This window comes from Microbacterium proteolyticum, assembly GCF_030818075.1.
Taxonomy (GTDB): domain Bacteria; phylum Actinomycetota; class Actinomycetes; order Actinomycetales; family Microbacteriaceae; genus Microbacterium; species Microbacterium proteolyticum_A.
Genome location: NZ_JAUSZZ010000001.1, coordinates 2,228,673 through 2,244,214, shown reverse-complemented (window position 1 = coordinate 2,244,214; position 15,542 = coordinate 2,228,673). Strand labels below are relative to the sequence as shown.

The window sequence follows — 15,542 nt, the reverse complement described above, 5'->3', positions numbered from 1 at the left end:
AGCACGATCATTCCGGCGATGTCGCCGACGCCATCGCTTCCCCGGCCTCGCGCACGATGAGGCGCATCGCCTCGGCGGCGTCATCCGCGCGCCCGGCGGCCACGGCGAACGCCACGTCCTGATGCCAACGCACGGCGTGCGGGTTGGCGTCGTGCGGCATGAGGTCGTGAAGAGTTCGCCCCACGAGCACCGACTCCACGACCGACCCGAGCGCGGCGAACATCGTGTTGCCGGATGCCGTCAGAAGCGTGCGATGGAAGACCACGTCGGCGGCGAGGTACTCCCGGCCGTCGGCGTCGCGCTCGGTGCGCGCCATCTCCATCACCGCACCGACGAGCTGCTGCCGTTCGGCGGTGGAGGCGTTCGTCGCCGCCGCGCGGGCCGCGAGCGGCTCGATCGCCCCCCGCAGATCGCTGAGCTCGCGCAGCTGCTTCGCGCGCCCGGGTCCGGCCAGGCGCCAGGCGATGATCTCGGGTGCATAGACGTTCCACTGACTCGCCGGGAGCACCTCGATCCCGGTCTTCCGGCGCACGCGCACCAGTCCGAGCGACTGCAGCACGCGCACGGCCTCCCGGCCCGCGCCGCGTGAAGACCCCTCCGACAGCTCGGCGGTGACGAGACGCGATCCCGGGGCGAGCTCCCCCGCGACGATGGCGGCGCCCAGACGGTCGACGAGCGCGTCGTGCAGCGACGCCACAGTCGGACGGTCCATCGTCATGCCTCGATGATGACAGACGTCAGCGCACCGTCGACACGGAAATGTCGTGCGAAAAGGAGCGTCGTGTGCTTTTATGTACGACAAATACCAACGGCATCGCTGCCGCTCGCCGGAACAAGGACGCTCATGGCCCTCTCCTCCCTCCCCGCACCACTCGTGCTCGCCGCAGCCGAGTCGAGCCCCGCCGCCCCCGCCGGCCAGCTCATCACCGCCGCGCTCATCGGCATCGCGCTGATCGTCGTGCTGATCACGTGGGGCAAGCTGCACCCCTTCCTCGCTCTGACCATCGGCGGTTTCACGACGGGCGTCATCGCCGGCATGCCCATCGCCACCGCCGTCACGAGCTTCACCACCGGTTTCGGGTCGACGATGGGCGGCGTCGGCATCCTCATCGCCCTCGGCGCGATCTACGGCAAGCTCCTCGCCGACTCCGGGGGTGCCGATCGCATCGTCGACACCCTCGTCGCCCGCGCGACCCCGCGGTCCCTGCCCTGGGTGATGGGTCTGATCGGCGCGATCATCGGCCTGCCGATGTTCTTCGAGGTCGGCCTCGTGCTGCTGGTCCCCGTGATCATCCTCGTCGCCCGGCGGTCGGGCGTCTCGCTCATGAAGATCGCGATCCCCACCCTCGCGGGTCTCTCGGCGATGCACGGCCTCGTGCCGCCGCACCCGGGCCCCCTCGCGGCCATCGACGCCCTGGATGCCAACCTGGGGCTGACCCTGGCCTTCGGCGTGCTCGTCGCGATCCCCGCCGTCATCATCGCCGGCCCGCTCTTCGCCCCCATCGCCGCCCGCTGGGCACCCGTGCCCGTGCCCGACCTCTTCGTCTCGGCGGAGGAGAAGGGCGAGGAGCCCGCGCGCCGCCCCTCGTTCGCCGCGACGCTGGCGAGCATCCTGCTCCCGGTGTTCCTCATGCTGCTCAAGGCCGTCGCCGACATCGCCGCACCGGGCTCCACCGACACCTGGAAAGTCGTCATCGACTTCCTCGGCCTGCCGATCATCGCGCTTCTGCTGGCCGTGCTCGTCGGTTTCGTCGTGCTCGGCCGCGGCGCCGGCTTCGACCGCGCCAAGCTCACGGGCGTCGTCGGCTCCTCGCTCGGGCCGATCGCCGGCATCCTGCTCATCGTGGGCGCCGGCGGCGGCTTCAAGCAGGTGCTCGTGGACACCGGCATCGGCAAGGTGATCGCCGACCTCGTCGCCGGTTCCAGCTTCTCGGTGCTGTTCCTCGCGTGGCTCGTCGCCGTCGTGATCCGCGTTGCCACCGGGTCGGCGACCGTCGCCACGATCACCGCGGCCGGCATTCTTCAGCCCCTCACCGAGACGCTCGATGCGCCCATGACCGCGCTGCTCGTGCTCGCCATCGGCGCAGGGTCGGTCTTCCTCAGCCACGTCAACGACGCCGGTTTCTGGCTCATCAAGGAATACTTCGGTCTGAACATCCCGCAGACCCTCAAAACGTGGACGGTGCTCGAGTGCGTGATCTCGGTCACCGGTCTGGCCGGCGTCCTGGTCATCAGCGCGTTCGTCTGATCGGCGAGAAAGGCATTCGACATGGCATCCACCGCTCCCGTCCTCGTATTCATGGGTCCCGCCGGGACCGGCAAGTCGACCGTGGCCGGCATGCTGGCCGGCCGCCTCGGCTGGGACTTCCAGGAGGGCGACGACCTGCACCCCGCCGAGAACGTCGCCAAGATGGCATCCGGCCACGCCCTGAACGACGACGACCGCTGGCCGTGGCTCGACCGGGTCGCGGCGTGGATCGACGGCCAGATCACCGCCGACCGTCCGGGCGTCATCACCTGCTCCGCCCTCAAGCGCAGCTACCGCGATGTGCTGCGTCGCGACGACGTCACCTTCGTGCTGCTCATGGGCGATCCCGCCCTCGTGCTGGAGCGACTGCTCCGGCGCCAGGGGCACTACATGCCGCCCTCACTGCTCACCTCGCAGTTCGAGACGCTGGAGATTCCGGATGCCGACGAGCAGGCCATCCGCGTCGACCTCGATCTCACGCCGCAGGAGCAGGTGCAGCAGGTCGTCGACCGCCTGCACCTCTCCCCCGCCTGAAACACGTCGGAGCCGAGCCGATACAGTGGCTTTCGGCAACCCCACGTGCGCCCGTACCCCTATCTCGCACCCGAAGACGGAGCAACGAATGACGTCCACTTCCTCCCCGACCGGCCCCTCGACCGACCAGGACCAGGCCCCGCACGAGGCCGCGCAGGTGCACGAGGGTGCGCCCGGTATCGAAGAGGTCGACCGCCCCACCGCCGAGGCCGACTCCGCTCCGGAGGGTCAGGGCGACGCCACCGCGAACATCGGCGTGGTGGGACTTGCCGTGATGGGCTCGAACCTGGCGCGCAACCTCGCCAGCCGCGAGGGCAACACCGTGGCGGTGTTCAACCGGTCGCGGTCCAAGACCGACGAACTGCTCGAGGCGCACCCCGAGGCCGAGTTCGTGCCGTCGTTCTCGTACGAGGACTTCGCCGCGTCCCTGTCCAAGCCGCGCACCGCGATCATCATGGTCAAGGCCGGCCGCCCCACCGACTTCGTCATCGACGAGCTGGTGAAGGTGTTCGAGCCCGGCGACATCATCGTCGACGGCGGCAACGCGCTGTTCACCGACACGATCCGCCGCGAGAAGGCCGTGCGCGAGACGGGCATCAACTACGTCGGCATGGGTGTCTCCGGCGGTGAGGAGGGCGCGCTCCTCGGCCCCTCGATCATGACCGGCGGCTCCGACGAGGCCTGGGCCACCCTCGGCCCGATCCTGAAGTCGATCGCCGCGGTCGCCGAGGGCGAGCCGTGCGTGACGCACGTCGGCCACGACGGTGCCGGCCACTTCGTGAAGATGGTGCACAACGGCATCGAGTACGCCGACATGCAGCTCATCGCCGAGGCCTACGACCTCATCCGTCACGCCACCGGCAAGACCCCGGCCGAGATCGCCGACGTGTTCGCCGAGTGGAACCGCGGCGAGCTGGAGTCGTACCTCATCGAGATCACCGCCGAGGTGCTGCGCCAGGTCGACGCCGAGACCGGAAAGCCGCTCGTCGACATCATCCTCGACCAGGCCGGCGCCAAGGGCACCGGCGCGTGGACCGTGCAGACCGCGCTCGACCTGGGCGTGCCCGTCTCGGGCATCGCCGAGGCCACCTTCGCCCGGTCGCTGTCCAGCCACCCCGAGCAGCGCGAGGTCTCCCGCGACCTCCCCGGCCCCGACGTCTCGTTCGGCGTCGAGCACCTGACCGGCGAAGACGCCGACAACATCATCGAGCAGGTGCGCCTGGCGCTGTACGCCTCGAAGATCGTCGCCTACAGCCAGGGCTTCGACGAGATCCGCGCCGGCGCCAAGCAGTACGACTGGGCAATCGACCTCGGCGCGGTGTCGAAGATCTTCCGCGGCGGCTGCATCATCCGCGCGCAGTTCCTCAACCGCATCGCCGAAGCCTACGACGCCGAGCCCGAGCTGCCCGTGCTGCTCACCGCGCCGTACTTCGTCGAAGCGCTCGGCCGCGCACAGTCGCCGTGGCGCAACATCGTCTCGCTCGCCGCCGCCGCCGGCATCCCCGCCCCCGCGTTCAGCTCGTCGCTGGCGTACTACGACGGCCTGCGCGCCGAGCGCCTGCCCGCCGCCCTCATCCAGGGCCAGCGCGACTTCTTCGGCGCCCACACCTACCGCCGCATCGACAAGGAGGGCACCTTCCACACCCTCTGGTCGGGCGACCGCACCGAGATCGAGGCCGAGGACACCCACTGACCAGGATCCTCACGAAGCGGCGACGGGCACTGCTCGTCGCCGCTTCGGCGTTGTACGCGGTGGGCCTGTGGTGGATGACGCTGCGCCCCTCGATCTACGACGCCGAGGTCGGGGGCATCCTGCGCCACGTGCTCGAGGCGCTGCGCACCGTTCCCGCCACGGCGTGGATCACCTTCGACGTCGTCGAGAGCGCCTCCAACGCGGTGATGTTCCTCCCGTTCGGTCTTCTCGTCATCGCGTGGCGCGGTCGCTGGTGGCACGGCATCCTGGGCGCGCTGCTGGTGAGCGCGGGGATCGAGACGTGGCAGCTGCTCTTTCTGCCGACGAGGGTGGCCGACGTGCGCGATGTCGTCGCGAACACGCTCGGTGCGGCGCTCGGGGTGGGCCTGGCGATCCTCGTCCGCCGGTGGGGGGATCGTTCACAGCGAGCCCATAGCCGTCGCCATAGAAAGGTCATAGGTTCCCGCGCACAATGAGTGCATGAGCACGACCGCCGCCGCCCCCGCCTTCACCCGCCCCGACGGGAGCGCTCTGCGCGTGCTCGTCGTCGACGACGAGCAGATGCTCACCGATCTCCTATCGATGGCCCTGCGGATGGAAGGCTGGGACGTCAAGACGGCCGGCTCCGGCTTCGACGCCCTGCAGGCCGCCCGGGACTTCGAACCGGATGCAATGGTGCTCGACATCATGATGCCCGACCTCGACGGCATGGCGGTGCTCCAGCGCCTGCGCCACTCGGGCAACGACGTGCCCGTGCTCTTCCTCACCGCCAAGGACGCCGTGGCCGACCGCGTCGCGGGACTCACGGCCGGCGGCGACGACTACGTCACTAAGCCCTTCAGCCTCGAAGAGGTGGTCGCGCGCCTGCGCGGTCTGATGCGCCGCGCGGGCACGGCTCTCACGCGCGACTCCGAGCCGATCCTGCGCGTCGGCGACCTCTCGCTCAACGAGGACAGCCACGAGGTGGTGCGCGGCGGCAAGGAGATCGAACTGACCGCGACGGAGTTCGAGCTGCTGCGCTTCCTCATGCGCAACCAGCGCCGCGTGGTGTCGAAGGCGCAGATCCTCGACCGGGTGTGGAACTACGACTTCGGTGGTCGCTCGAGCGTGGTCGAGCTCTACATCTCGTACCTGCGCAAGAAGATCGATGCGGGCAATGAGCCGCTCATCCACACCGTGCGCGGCGTTGGCTACATGATCAAAACCCCTCAGTGAGCATTCCGCCCCGTCCCGCTCCCCCGGCCCCGGCACGCGAGGGGGTGCTGGGGCGCCTGCGCCGCCCGTGGACTCTTCAGGCACGGCTGATGACCGCCGTCATCGGCATGGTCGCCTTCATCCTCGTGATGATCGGGATCTCCACCAGCGCGATCCTCAGCGGGGTGCTGTACGTCAACCTCGGAGCGCAGGTCGACGAGGTCGCGTCGACGGTGCAGCCGCGCACGGCCTTCCAGGCCAGCGCCGAGAGCGTGCTCGAATCGACCCGGTTCCCCGGCGGCACGCTGCTGGTGTCGAATACCGGTCCCCGCCTCACGGGTGCCGTCATGGATGACGACGGTCCCCGCGCCCTGACGGACGACGACCTCAGCCAGATCGCTCAGACGCTGCAATCGGCCGACAGCACGGCGCAGACGGTCGACCTCCCCAATCTCGGCGAGTACTTCGTGCGTTCGTACCCCGCCCCCGGCGGCGGCGCCTTCCTCGTGGGTCTCCCCCTGTCGAACGTCACGGGCACGATCGGCGCGATCCTCACCACTGTCGCGCTCGTGACCGCGGGCGGTCTCCTGCTGCTCGCCGTCATCATCGCCATCGTCATCCGTCTCGGCCTCCGCCCGCTGCGCGCCGTCGCCGAGACGGCGACCCGCGTCGCGTCGCTGCGCATGGAGGAGGGCGACGTCTCGATCACCGAACGCGTGCCCGCGGATCAGGTCGACACGAACACCGAGATCGGGCAGGTCGGCGCGGCCCTGAACACCCTGCTCGACCGTGTCGATGCCTCGCTCACCGCTCGCCAGCGCAACGAGGAGCTGATGCGCCGATTCGTTGCGGATGCCAGTCACGAGCTGCGCACGCCCCTGGCATCCATCCGCGGATTCAGCGAACTGTCGCTGCGTGCCATGCGGCAGGCGCAGGACGACGAAAGCCGCCAGCGCATCGCCCTGGCCGTGGAGACGACCGAGCAGTCGCTCGAACGCATCCAGGGCGCAGTCCGTGCGCATGACCACCCTCGTCGAAGACCTGTTGCTGCTCGCGCGCCTCGACGAGGGACAGGAGCTGGTCTACGGCGCCGTCGACCTGACGCGTCTCGCCGTCGAGGCGGTGGGTGACGCCCGCCCCGCCGGCCCCGACCATTCGTGGACGATCGATGTACCCGACCGCCCCGTCGAACTCGCCGGGGATGCCTCGCGACTGCACCAGGTCGTGGCGAACCTCCTCGCCAACGCGCGCACCCACACGCCACCGGGCAGCGAGGTCGCGGTCTCGGTGGCGCACGAGGGCGACGAGGCGGTGCTGCGTGTGCACGACGACGGCCCCGGCATCGACCCCTCGGTCGCGGCGCAGCTGTTCGAGCGCTTCGCCCGCGCCGACCGCTCGCGCGATCGCAAGACCGGCGGCACGGGACTGGGTCTCTCGATTGCACGTGCGATCGTCGAGGCGCACCGCGGCACGATCTCGGTGCGCAGCGTCCCCGGCGACACGACCTTCGAAGTGCGACTGCCGGCCAAGCCCGCCGACCCGGCCTGAGGCGGGGCCTCGGTGCAGTGACCGGAAAGAATGTCCGGCCGCATTGTTTTCTCCGTCGATCGCTTTCCGTGAATGGAATGTCCGTCTCGATAGGCTGGGCATCACCTGGGAGCCCAGGTCCTTCTCGTGAAAAACGAGATGGAGCATTCGGAGGTATGTGTGCTGATTCGTGCACGCTATTGCGGGGCTTTCGCGGTCGCAATCTTTGCGTTGGCCCTCTCGACCGCGGTTCCCGCGCACGCTGACGTGCTCCCCGCTCCGGAAGCGACCGAGGAGGTCGTCGACCAGCCGGAGCCGCCCGCGGGCTCAGAACCCTCCACCGAGCCTTCGGTGCCCGAAGGGACTTTCGACCCCGCGCCGACGGAACCGGTGCCGACCGAAGTGCCGACCGTGCCGCCCGCGGCGCCTGTGGGCACCGCACAGTTCGAGCCGAACCGCCCCGCCGACACCGTCGTCGAACCGTTCCGCTCGGAGAACGCGACGTCGACGTCGGGCGGGACGGGCGCGGAGTCGCCCCGGAACACCGCCCCAGCCCCTCGGGTCGTCGAGCCGGCGACCGAACCCACGGAGACCGCCACCGCTTCGCCCTCCCCCGTCACCCCCACCGCATCGCCGACCCCCGTCACCGCACGGGGAGGATCGGCGGACTCGGGCACGGCCGTGCGGTCGATCTCGGCGCCGAAAGCACCCACACCTCCCCTGCCCATTCTGGTCATCGGGTTGGCGGTTCTCATCGGCGGACTGGTGATCGTGAGGTACCGCGATTCCGTGTGGAAGGCCGCTGCGCGGGCGATCCCCGGAGGTGCCGGCGCCCGCGTGGAGCGCCTTCACGGCGCGTTCCGAGTCGGAGTCGCGGGTGCGGTCGTCGCGCTCGTGGGGGTCACGATGAACGGTTATGCCGCGTGGCAGCTGTGGGGCGCTCTCTCGTCATGACGGGTGCATCCGGGAACGGACGGGAACCGCGCATGGACATGAAGCTCGAACTCATCCCCCTCCCGGTCTCCGACGTCGACCGCAGCAAACGTTCTCCCTCGAGGCCGTCGGGTTCCACCTCGACCACGACGTCGAGCCGGGGAACGGCATGCGGATCGTTCAGCTGACACCTCCCGGCTCCGCGTGCTCGATCGCCTTCGGGGTCGGCATGACCCGTCCGGATGCCGCGCCCGTCCGTGGCATCCCCCTCGTCGTGGACGACATCGCCGCCGTGCGCGATCTCCTGCGGACTCGCGGGGTGGACGTCGGCCCCGTCCGCGACCGGGGAGGGATCTCCTCCGCGTCGGCCAGCCACCCGGGCGGCGACACGTGGGAGTTGCAATCGCTCGCCGGAGTGCGCGGAGCCTGACCGGGGCCGCGCCCGGACGAGCGGGGACGTCGCAGGCGGACGCGACCATGATCTGCGTCCTCGGACGCGCCGCCGGCGACGGCCACCCGGGTTCAGTACCCCGCGAACGCGTCGGTCGTCAGCGACTTCGCCTTCCCCAGCGCGGGCGCGAGCGTCGAGATCAGTCTCGGCGGGCCCGACACGTAGGCCGCGCGCTGCGCGATGTCGGGGACCGCGGCGAAAAGCCCCGCGGCATCCACCCGTTCCGGTCCCGCCCACACCCACCCGGCGGGCAGGTCCTTCGGCTCGTCGCGCGAGTACACCACCACCGGGATGCCGCTGGCCGCGATGTCGTCGCGGAAGGCGAGCTCCGACGCGTCCGACACGACGTAGACCAGCACCACGTCGCGGTCCTGCTTCGTGGCGACGAGGTGGCGCAGCTGCGACACGAACGGCGTCACCCCGATGCCGGCGGCGACCAGCAGCACGGGCGCGGTGGGTCGGGACGGCAGCACGAAGTCGCCCCACACGCCCGTCACGGCGAGGGTGGATCCCGGTTCGACGGCGGCGAGCGCCTTCTTGTACGAGGACTGGGAGCCGTCCTTGAAGGCGATGCGCACCTCGGGCAGATCCTCCGGTGCCGACGCGATCGAGAACTCACGACGAGTGCCGCGCGCATCGGGGCGACGGTGCGGCACGTCGAGTTCGAGATACTGCCCCGGCGAGAACGAGAAGGGCCGGGCGGCGTGGAACGTCAACTCGCGCACGGTGGGCGTGAGGTCGCGGCGTCGCTCGACACGCAGGCGCACGGCCGCGCGCAGGCACAGCAGGAACGCCAGCAGGTTGCCGATCAGCAGGGCCCGCTCCTGACCGAGCGTGATCTCGCCGACGAGCAGCGGCCAGCCGGCCAGAACGCCGACGACGACCGCGACGAGATACTGCTGTGCGCGGCGCGGCGGGAGCGTCAGCGGTTCCGAGAGCATGAACGCGCCGAGGAAGAGGAACGGAGACGAGAACGCCACCTGCAGCAGCACCGCCGGCACGTCGACCGGGAAACCCGCGGCCTGGAACTGCACCGTCGTGCGCGTGAAGGCGACCACCATGGCCACCGCCCAGAAGACGGCGACGACCGGGAGTCTGTCGGTGCGCAGCAGCAGGAGCACGCCCAGCACGATCACGGGGGCGGCGAGCCAGGGCGAGCCCACCCACCAGGCCGACGAGCCGAGATCGGGTGCCCAGATGCTCACGATGGTCAGCACGGTCGCGCCGGTCGCGGCGGGGTTGAAGATGTGCCGTCCACGCCAGACCAGGACGTACTTCGACGCGGATGCCACGACGCCGGCGAGCGCGAGCCCCGCGAGCCCGAGCGGCTCGAGCGAGGGTCGCAACACGAACAGCAGGATCAGGGCGGTGATGAGCGAGGACTCCAGGCGCCGTGGCATCCGGAGCACGGCCTGCGCGAGGAGGTCGGTCGCGGCGCACGCGAGCGCGAGCACCACCGCGCTCACGACGAGCTCGAGCGGCTCGGGGACGACCAGACCGGCGAAGGACAGCACGAGCGCGATGAGCGCGAGCAGGCCGAGCGACGACAGGACGAGCCGGTACATCGACACCCGGCCGATCACACCGAGCACGCGGGTCGAGCCCGCGGTGAGGGTGGCGCTCATGTGAAGACCTCTCCGTCGAATCCCGGCGACCACTCCACACGGCCGTCGGTGTGCATGCGTACCCAGTGCGCGTTCCAGGATGCCGCAAGCTCCGGCCCGCCGTCGAAGAACAGTGCCGTGGCGAGGGCGTCGGCCCGCATCGCGGTGTCGGCGAGCGCCCAGGTCGCCGCGTACGCCCGCACGGGGGCGCCGGTACGGGCGTCGAGCACGTGGTGGAGCCCGTCGCCCCACGCGCGGCGGTTGATCGCCGATGCGCACAGCGCACCGTCGGTGACCGTGGCGACGCCGATCGCGAGCGTCGGGTCGTACGGATGCTCGAGGCCCACCCGGACGGCCCGTCCGCGCGCGGCGAGGTCGCCCGAGCCGTCCACCACGACATCGCCGTCGACGTGGGCGCGCACGGTGTCGAGAACGAGGTCGACGAGGCGGCCCTTGCCGAGCGCGCCGATGTCGATGGTGGTCGGCGTCGACGCGCGCAGCCTCCCGTCCCCCCACGACACGATGTCGCGCCAGGCGGGCGCCGGCCGCGGGTCACCGGACGGGGCGAGCGACAGACGGGCGTCGTAACCCAGACGGGCCAGCGCGTCGCCGACCAGCGGGTTGACGGCACCGTTCGTGGCGGCGTCGAGCTCGTCGTACAGCGAGAGCATGGCATCCGTGTCCGCCGGCGCGGGAACGGATGCCGAGACCCCCCGCGCGAGAGTCGACACGAGCGAGTCATCACGGAAACGCGACCACTCCCGATCGAATCGCTCCACGACGCCCGATACGGCGTCGCGCACCACGGCCGGCAGCGGCTCGGCGGTGTCGATCGTCCAGGACGTGCCGATCGCGTCGAAAGCCCACGTCGAGCCCGTCGCGGTCGGAGTGTTCATGGGATTCAGGCCTGCGCCTCGGTCTTGATGGTCTCGACGGCTTCGTTGAAGCCGCCGCTGGTCAGCGACGACCCGGCCACTTTGGTGACCGAGATCTCGTCGAGCTTCTTTCCGACGACTTCGGCGGAGATGCCGCCGATGAACTCGCTCTGGTAGCGCCGGGACTCCGCGGCCTGCGGGTCGCCGGTCACCTCGACGGCCGTCACCGTGTCACCGGCGATCGTGAGGGTGACGTCGATGCTCTCGACGCTCTCGGGGGTGGCGTACTGACCGGTCGCCTCGTACGTTCCGTCGGCGTAGGTGGTCGATGAGGCGCCGCCGGTGGAGGTGCTCGCGCTGGCGGACGCGCTGGCAGCGGGCGTGGATGCGGCGGAGGTCTCGGCCGGGACCGGAGCGGCGGCGCCGCCGGTGGTGGAGCCGCCGGAGCAGCCCGCGAGCGTGACGATGCCGGCGACGCCCACCAGGGCGGTGCCGATGCGGACGGGACGGGGTACGGCTGCGGTGCGGATCATGAGGGTCCTCCTTCGGTCGTGCCGAGCTCGCGCTTCGGTGCTCACGGTAGGGACACGACCTTCACCGCACCCCGGTTCATTCTTTTGTGTCCGCTGTGAGGCGGGGCGGCGAGTGGTCGCGCAGATCACAGCGAGGTCCCTGAGCCCGTCGAAGGGACCGGAGGCTCCGACGAGCTCAGCCACCTCCGCAGCGAGCAGGAGGCGACCCAGGTCCGTGAGCCCGCCGAAGGGACCGAGCCACCACAGCCCGAGACGAACGCAGCCGCCTCCCTCACGGGAGGCGGCTGCGTCGGAGCGGATGGAGAGGACTTACGCGTCGCCGCCGAACATGCTCGTGACCGAGCCGTCCTCGAAGACCTCGTGGATGGCCCGCGCCAGCAGCGGAGCGATCGGCAGCACCGTGAGACGGTCGAAGTGCCGCTCCGGTGCCAGCGGGATGGTGTCGGTGATGACGACCTCGTCGATCGCGGCATCCTGGAGGCGCTCGATGGCGGGGTCGCTGAAGATCGCGTGGGTCGCGGCGACGATGACCTTGCGGGCACCGTTGGCCTTGAGGGCCTGTGCCGCCTTCTGGATCGTGCCGCCGGTGTCGATCATGTCGTCGACGAGCAGGCAGGTGCGGCCCGTCACGTCGCCGACGATCTCGTGCACCGAGACCTGGTTGGCGACCTTCGGGTCGCGGCGCTTGTGGATGATCGCCAGCGGCGCGCCGAGGCTGTCGGACCAGGTGTCGGCCACGCGCACGCGGCCCATGTCGGGAGAGACGACGGTCAGGGTCTCGCGGTCCTCGCCGGTCAGGCCCTGCTCGAAGTGCTCGAGCAGCACGGGCTTGGCGAAGAGGTGGTCGACGGGGCCGTCGAAGAAGCCCTGGATCTGCGCGGCGTGCAGGTCGACGCTCATGATGCGGTCGGCGCCGGCGGTCTTGAGCAGGTCGGCGACGAGGCGGGCACTGATGGGCTCGCGGCCGCGGCCCTTCTTGTCCTGTCGCGAATAGGGGTAGTACGGCGCGACCACCGTGATGCGCTTGGCCGAGGCGCGCTTGAGCGCGTCGAGCATGATGAGCAGCTCCATGAGCCACTCGTTGACCGGCGGACCGAACGACTGCACGACGAACACGTCGCACCCGCGGATCGAGACCTCGAAACGCGTATAGATCTCGCCCGAGGCGAAGGTGCGGTGCTCGGTCGGAGCGAGCTCGGTGCCCAGGTGCCGCGCGACCTGCGCGGCGAGCTCCGGGTGCGAGCGACCGGAGGCGACGACGAGACGCTTCTTGGTCTTGGCGACGAGCCCGGGGGCGATGTCGTTCTCGCGGTCGAGGTCTACACGATTCTTCTTACGAGCCATCGGCCGCTTCCTTTTCAGCCCGAGCCCGTGCGGCCACGTCGGCCGCTGCGGTACCCGGTCGGTTCTTCTCGACCCACCCCTCGATGTTCCGCTGGGGTGCCACGCTGAGTGCCAGTGCACCGGCCGGGACGTCCTTGCGGATCACCGCGCCGGCGCCCGTCTTCGCGCCGTCCCCAATCGTAACCGGCGCCACGAAGACGTTGTGCGAGCCGCTGTGCACCTCGTCGCCGATCACGGTGCGGTGCTTGGTGAGGTCGTCGTAGTTGGCGGTGATGGCCCCGGCGCCGAGGTTGACCCCGCGCCCGATGTCGGTGTCGCCGATGTACGACAGGTGCGGCACCTTGCTGCCCTCGCCGATCGAGGAGTTCTTGACCTCGACGAAAGTCCCGACCTTCCCCTTGACCCCGACGCGCGCATTGGCGCGGAGGTAGGCGAACGGGCCGACGGTGGCACCGGCCTCGACGACCGCGAGCGTGCCGTCGGTACGGGTGACCGTGGCATCCTCTCCGATCTCGCAGTCCACGAGCGTGGTGTCGGGACCGATGGTGGCGCCCGACGCGATGGCGGTGGCGCCGCGCACGTGCGTGTTCGGAAGGATCGTCACGTCGGGGGCGAGGGTCGCCGTCACGTCGATCCACGTCGTCGCCGGGTCGACCACCGTGACGCCCTCGAGCTGCCAGCGTCGCACGGTGCGCGCGTTGAGCGTACGACCGGCCTCCGACAGCTGAACGCGGTCGTTCACGCCGAGCGCGGCGGCGGCGTCGGAGGTGACGGATGCCGCGACCCCGAGCTGAGCGTCGCGGAGCAGGCCGATGACGTCGGTGAGGTACTTCTCGCCCTGAGCGTTGTCGGTACCCACGAGCGCGAGCTGGGTGCGCAGCGGCGCGGCCTGGAAGACGTAGACGCCCACGTTGATCTCGCTGACCGCGGCCTCGTCGTCCGTGGCATCCTTCTGCTCCACGATGCGGCGGACGCCGTCGGCGTCGTCGCGCAGGATCCGGCCGTAGCCGAAGGGCTGGTCGACACGGGCGCTGAGCAGCGTCACGGCGGTGCCGCCGGTTCGGTGCGTCGCGAGCAGCTCGGTGAGCGTGCCCGTCTCGAGCAGCGGCACATCGGCGCTCAGCACGAGCACGTCGCCCTCGAACCCCTCGAGCGCGCCCAGCGCCGCCTCGACGGCCCGCCCCGTGCCGGGGACCTCGTCCTGGTCGACGACGACCACACCCGGCGCGAGTTCGGCGACGGTCTCCGCGACGAGCTCACGCTCATGACGCACGACCACGACGATGCGCGCGGGGTCGAGGGATGCCGCGGTGTCGAGCACGTGACCGACCAACGGCCTCCCGCCCACCGGGTGCAGCACCTTCGGAGTGCGGGAGCGCATGCGGGTGCCTTGACCCGCAGCGAGGACGACGACGGCGAGCTCGGTCGTGGAAGTCATGCTCCGCCGCCAGGATTCGAACCTAGACCTAACAGCTCCAAAGGCTGTCGTGCTGCCGTTACACCACGGCGGACCGTGCCCGCGGGCACCGGACAAGTCTGCCAGACGGGGCGCCCCCGCATCCGCGCCCGGACACGCCGCCCGCCATAATGAGACCGTGAGCCCGGACAGCGACGAGGTCGACCGCATCGTCGATGCCTGGGTGCGCCAGCGCCCCGACCTCGATTTCTCGCCCCTCGAGGTGCTCTCGCGCGTGGCTCGGCTCTCGCGTCACCTCGACTTCGCCCGCAAAGAGGCGTTTCGCCGCAGCGACATCGAGTCGTGGGAGTGGGACGTGCTTTCGGCGCTCCGTCGCGCCGGCGAGCCCTATCAGCTGAGCCCCAAGCAGCTGCTCCAGCAGACCCTCGTCTCCAGCGGCACCATGACCAATCGCATCGACCGCCTCGTCGCCCGGAAGTTCGTTCGGCGCGAAGCCGACCCGCAGGACGGACGGAGCATCCTCGTGACCCTGACCGACGACGGCCGCGTGCGCGTGGATGCCGCCATCACCCGGCTCGTCGACGCCGAGGCCCTCCTGCTCGACGGCCTGTCGCGACCGGATCGCGACCGCCTGGCGACGCTGCTGCGCAAGCTCAGCCTCGGGTTCGACGCATGAGCGCCGCGGTGGAGAGCCCCTCGCGGTGGGCACGGGTGCGTGCCTGGTTCGACGTGCGCTTCCGCTCCCCCGCCGCCATCTACGGCCTCATCGTGTTCGCCGCCTTCGTCACGATCGCCGACGACCACGCCGAGACGGTGGGCGAAGTGCTGCTCAGCGCCTCGAGCTCGCTGGTGGTGTTCTTCATCGCGCACGTGTTCGCCCACACGCTGACCCAGCACGCCGAGCACGGCCTGCGCCACGCGACCGCAGACGGCATCCGCCACGGCGCCGGCATGCTCTACGCCTCGGTGCCGTCCGTGCTGGCCCTGGTTGTCGCCGACGCCGCGGGCATGTCGGTCGACGACGCGTCCGCGCTCTGCGGGTGGGCGACGTTCGTCGTGCTGGGCGTGCTCGGGTACTTCGCGTACGCCCGCCGCCGGGCGAACCTGCTCGTGCGTCTGGTCGGTGCTTTCGCGACCGCGTGCCTCGGGCTGTTCATCGTCGTGCTGGAGTACGCCGTCCACTGAGGCG

17 protein-coding genes and 1 tRNA gene are annotated in these 15,542 nt (G+C 70.4%); 11 read left to right on the top strand and 7 right to left on the bottom strand.

The window, feature by feature from the left end:
• Positions 1–7: 7 nt before the first annotated feature.
• Positions 8–718, bottom strand: coding sequence for a FadR/GntR family transcriptional regulator (locus tag QE392_RS10420; RefSeq protein WP_307451381.1), 711 nt, complete (start codon positions 716–718; stop codon positions 8–10).
• A gap of 126 nt (positions 719–844) precedes the next feature.
• Between QE392_RS10420 and QE392_RS10415 the strand changes: the two genes are divergently transcribed.
• The 9 genes from QE392_RS10415 to QE392_RS10375 all read left to right on the top strand — a co-directional run bounded on the left by QE392_RS10415 (position 845) and on the right by QE392_RS10375 (position 8,559).
• Positions 845–2,248: a GntP family permease gene (locus tag QE392_RS10415; RefSeq protein ID WP_307451379.1), complete on the top strand. Its 1,404-nt coding sequence runs from the start codon at positions 845–847 to the stop codon at positions 2,246–2,248.
• Positions 2,249–2,269: 21 nt separating this feature from the next.
• A complete protein-coding gene (locus QE392_RS10410) occupies positions 2,270–2,782 on the top strand; it encodes a gluconokinase (RefSeq protein WP_307451377.1) in 513 nt (170 codons plus the stop codon).
• 88 nt (positions 2,783–2,870) lie between these two features.
• Entirely contained in the window at positions 2,871–4,475 is a 1,605-nt protein-coding gene (gene gndA, locus QE392_RS10405) for an NADP-dependent phosphogluconate dehydrogenase (RefSeq protein ID WP_307451375.1), read from the top strand.
• A 59-nt stretch (positions 4,476–4,534) separates the two neighbouring features.
• Positions 4,535–4,951, top strand: a complete 417-nt coding sequence (locus QE392_RS10400) for a VanZ family protein (RefSeq protein WP_307454112.1) — start codon at positions 4,535–4,537, stop codon at positions 4,949–4,951.
• A gap of 4 nt (positions 4,952–4,955) precedes the next feature.
• Positions 4,956–5,690, top strand: coding sequence for a response regulator transcription factor (locus QE392_RS10395; RefSeq protein ID WP_307451373.1), 735 nt, complete (start codon positions 4,956–4,958; stop codon positions 5,688–5,690).
• 89 nt (positions 5,691–5,779) lie between these two features.
• Positions 5,780–6,799 carry a histidine kinase dimerization/phospho-acceptor domain-containing protein gene (locus QE392_RS10390; protein WP_307451370.1) on the top strand — a complete coding sequence of 340 codons (1,020 nt, stop codon included), beginning with the start codon at positions 5,780–5,782 and terminating at the stop codon, positions 6,797–6,799.
• A complete protein-coding gene (locus QE392_RS10385) occupies positions 6,690–7,217 on the top strand; it encodes a sensor histidine kinase (RefSeq protein ID WP_307451368.1) in 528 nt (175 codons plus the stop codon). The genes QE392_RS10390 and QE392_RS10385 overlap by 110 nt, the downstream gene beginning before the upstream one ends.
• A 210-nt stretch (positions 7,218–7,427) precedes the next feature.
• On the top strand, positions 7,428–8,150 hold the full coding sequence (locus tag QE392_RS10380) for a hypothetical protein (protein ID WP_307451366.1): 723 nt from the start codon (positions 7,428–7,430) through the stop codon (positions 8,148–8,150).
• Between the two features lie 148 nt (positions 8,151–8,298).
• The gene (locus QE392_RS10375; protein WP_307451364.1) at positions 8,299–8,559 is read left to right on the top strand and encodes a hypothetical protein; all 261 of its coding nucleotides are present in this window, start codon (positions 8,299–8,301) and stop codon (positions 8,557–8,559) included.
• Between the two features lie 92 nt (positions 8,560–8,651).
• Here the strand turns inward: QE392_RS10375 and QE392_RS10370 are convergent, their stop codons facing one another.
• The 6 genes from QE392_RS10370 to QE392_RS10345 all read right to left on the bottom strand — a co-directional run bounded on the left by QE392_RS10370 (position 8,652) and on the right by QE392_RS10345 (position 14,447).
• Positions 8,652–10,205: an FAD-dependent oxidoreductase gene (locus QE392_RS10370; protein ID WP_307451361.1), complete on the bottom strand. Its 1,554-nt coding sequence runs from the start codon at positions 10,203–10,205 to the stop codon at positions 8,652–8,654.
• On the bottom strand, positions 10,202–11,080 hold the full coding sequence (locus tag QE392_RS10365; RefSeq protein WP_307451359.1) for an FAD:protein FMN transferase: 879 nt from the start codon (positions 11,078–11,080) through the stop codon (positions 10,202–10,204). The genes QE392_RS10370 and QE392_RS10365 overlap by 4 nt, the downstream gene beginning before the upstream one ends.
• A gap of 5 nt (positions 11,081–11,085) precedes the next feature.
• Positions 11,086–11,592 carry a hypothetical protein gene (locus QE392_RS10360; RefSeq protein WP_307451357.1) on the bottom strand — a complete coding sequence of 169 codons (507 nt, stop codon included), beginning with the start codon at positions 11,590–11,592 and terminating at the stop codon, positions 11,086–11,088.
• Positions 11,593–11,901: 309 nt separating this feature from the next.
• Positions 11,902–12,936: a ribose-phosphate diphosphokinase gene (locus tag QE392_RS10355; protein WP_307451355.1), complete on the bottom strand. Its 1,035-nt coding sequence runs from the start codon at positions 12,934–12,936 to the stop codon at positions 11,902–11,904.
• Complete coding sequence (glmU, locus tag QE392_RS10350; RefSeq protein WP_307451354.1) at positions 12,926–14,374, bottom strand: bifunctional UDP-N-acetylglucosamine diphosphorylase/glucosamine-1-phosphate N-acetyltransferase GlmU; 1,449 nt, start codon at positions 14,372–14,374, stop codon at positions 12,926–12,928. Before glmU ends, QE392_RS10355 begins: the two co-directional genes overlap by 11 nt.
• 1 nt (position 14,375) lies before the next feature.
• A tRNA-Gln gene (locus QE392_RS10345) sits at positions 14,376–14,447 on the bottom strand.
• Between the two features lie 84 nt (positions 14,448–14,531).
• Here QE392_RS10345 and QE392_RS10340 point away from each other — a divergent pair.
• Positions 14,532–15,029 (top strand): MarR family winged helix-turn-helix transcriptional regulator, encoded by a 498-nt coding sequence (locus QE392_RS10340; RefSeq protein WP_307451351.1) that lies wholly within the window; start codon positions 14,532–14,534, stop codon positions 15,027–15,029.
• Positions 15,026–15,538 carry a hypothetical protein gene (locus tag QE392_RS10335; RefSeq protein ID WP_307451349.1) on the top strand — a complete coding sequence of 171 codons (513 nt, stop codon included), beginning with the start codon at positions 15,026–15,028 and terminating at the stop codon, positions 15,536–15,538. The genes QE392_RS10340 and QE392_RS10335 overlap by 4 nt, the downstream gene beginning before the upstream one ends.
• The last annotated feature ends 4 nt before the right edge of the window (positions 15,539–15,542 follow it).

Coding starts and splice junctions, on each gene's coding strand:
- gndA (WP_307451375.1), top strand. CDS start 2,871: ATGACGTCCACTTCCTCCCCGACCGGCCCCTCGACCGACCAGGACCAG.
- QE392_RS10390 (WP_307451370.1), top strand. CDS start 5,780: ATGACCGCCGTCATCGGCATGGTCGCCTTCATCCTCGTGATGATCGGG.
- QE392_RS10395 (WP_307451373.1), top strand. CDS start 4,956: ATGAGCACGACCGCCGCCGCCCCCGCCTTCACCCGCCCCGACGGGAGC.
- QE392_RS10355 (WP_307451355.1), bottom strand. CDS start 12,936: ATGGCTCGTAAGAAGAATCGTGTAGACCTCGACCGCGAGAACGACATC.
- QE392_RS10410 (WP_307451377.1), top strand. CDS start 2,270: ATGGCATCCACCGCTCCCGTCCTCGTATTCATGGGTCCCGCCGGGACC.
- QE392_RS10375 (WP_307451364.1), top strand. CDS start 8,299: ATGCGGATCGTTCAGCTGACACCTCCCGGCTCCGCGTGCTCGATCGCC.
- QE392_RS10420 (WP_307451381.1), bottom strand. CDS start 718: ATGACGATGGACCGTCCGACTGTGGCGTCGCTGCACGACGCGCTCGTC.
- QE392_RS10415 (WP_307451379.1), top strand. CDS start 845: ATGGCCCTCTCCTCCCTCCCCGCACCACTCGTGCTCGCCGCAGCCGAG.
- QE392_RS10365 (WP_307451359.1), bottom strand. CDS start 11,080: ATGAACACTCCGACCGCGACGGGCTCGACGTGGGCTTTCGACGCGATC.
- glmU (WP_307451354.1), bottom strand. CDS start 14,374: ATGACTTCCACGACCGAGCTCGCCGTCGTCGTCCTCGCTGCGGGTCAA.
- QE392_RS10335 (WP_307451349.1), top strand. CDS start 15,026: ATGAGCGCCGCGGTGGAGAGCCCCTCGCGGTGGGCACGGGTGCGTGCC.
- QE392_RS10360 (WP_307451357.1), bottom strand. CDS start 11,592: ATGATCCGCACCGCAGCCGTACCCCGTCCCGTCCGCATCGGCACCGCC.
- QE392_RS10385 (WP_307451368.1), top strand. CDS start 6,690: ATGACCACCCTCGTCGAAGACCTGTTGCTGCTCGCGCGCCTCGACGAG.
- QE392_RS10370 (WP_307451361.1), bottom strand. CDS start 10,205: ATGAGCGCCACCCTCACCGCGGGCTCGACCCGCGTGCTCGGTGTGATC.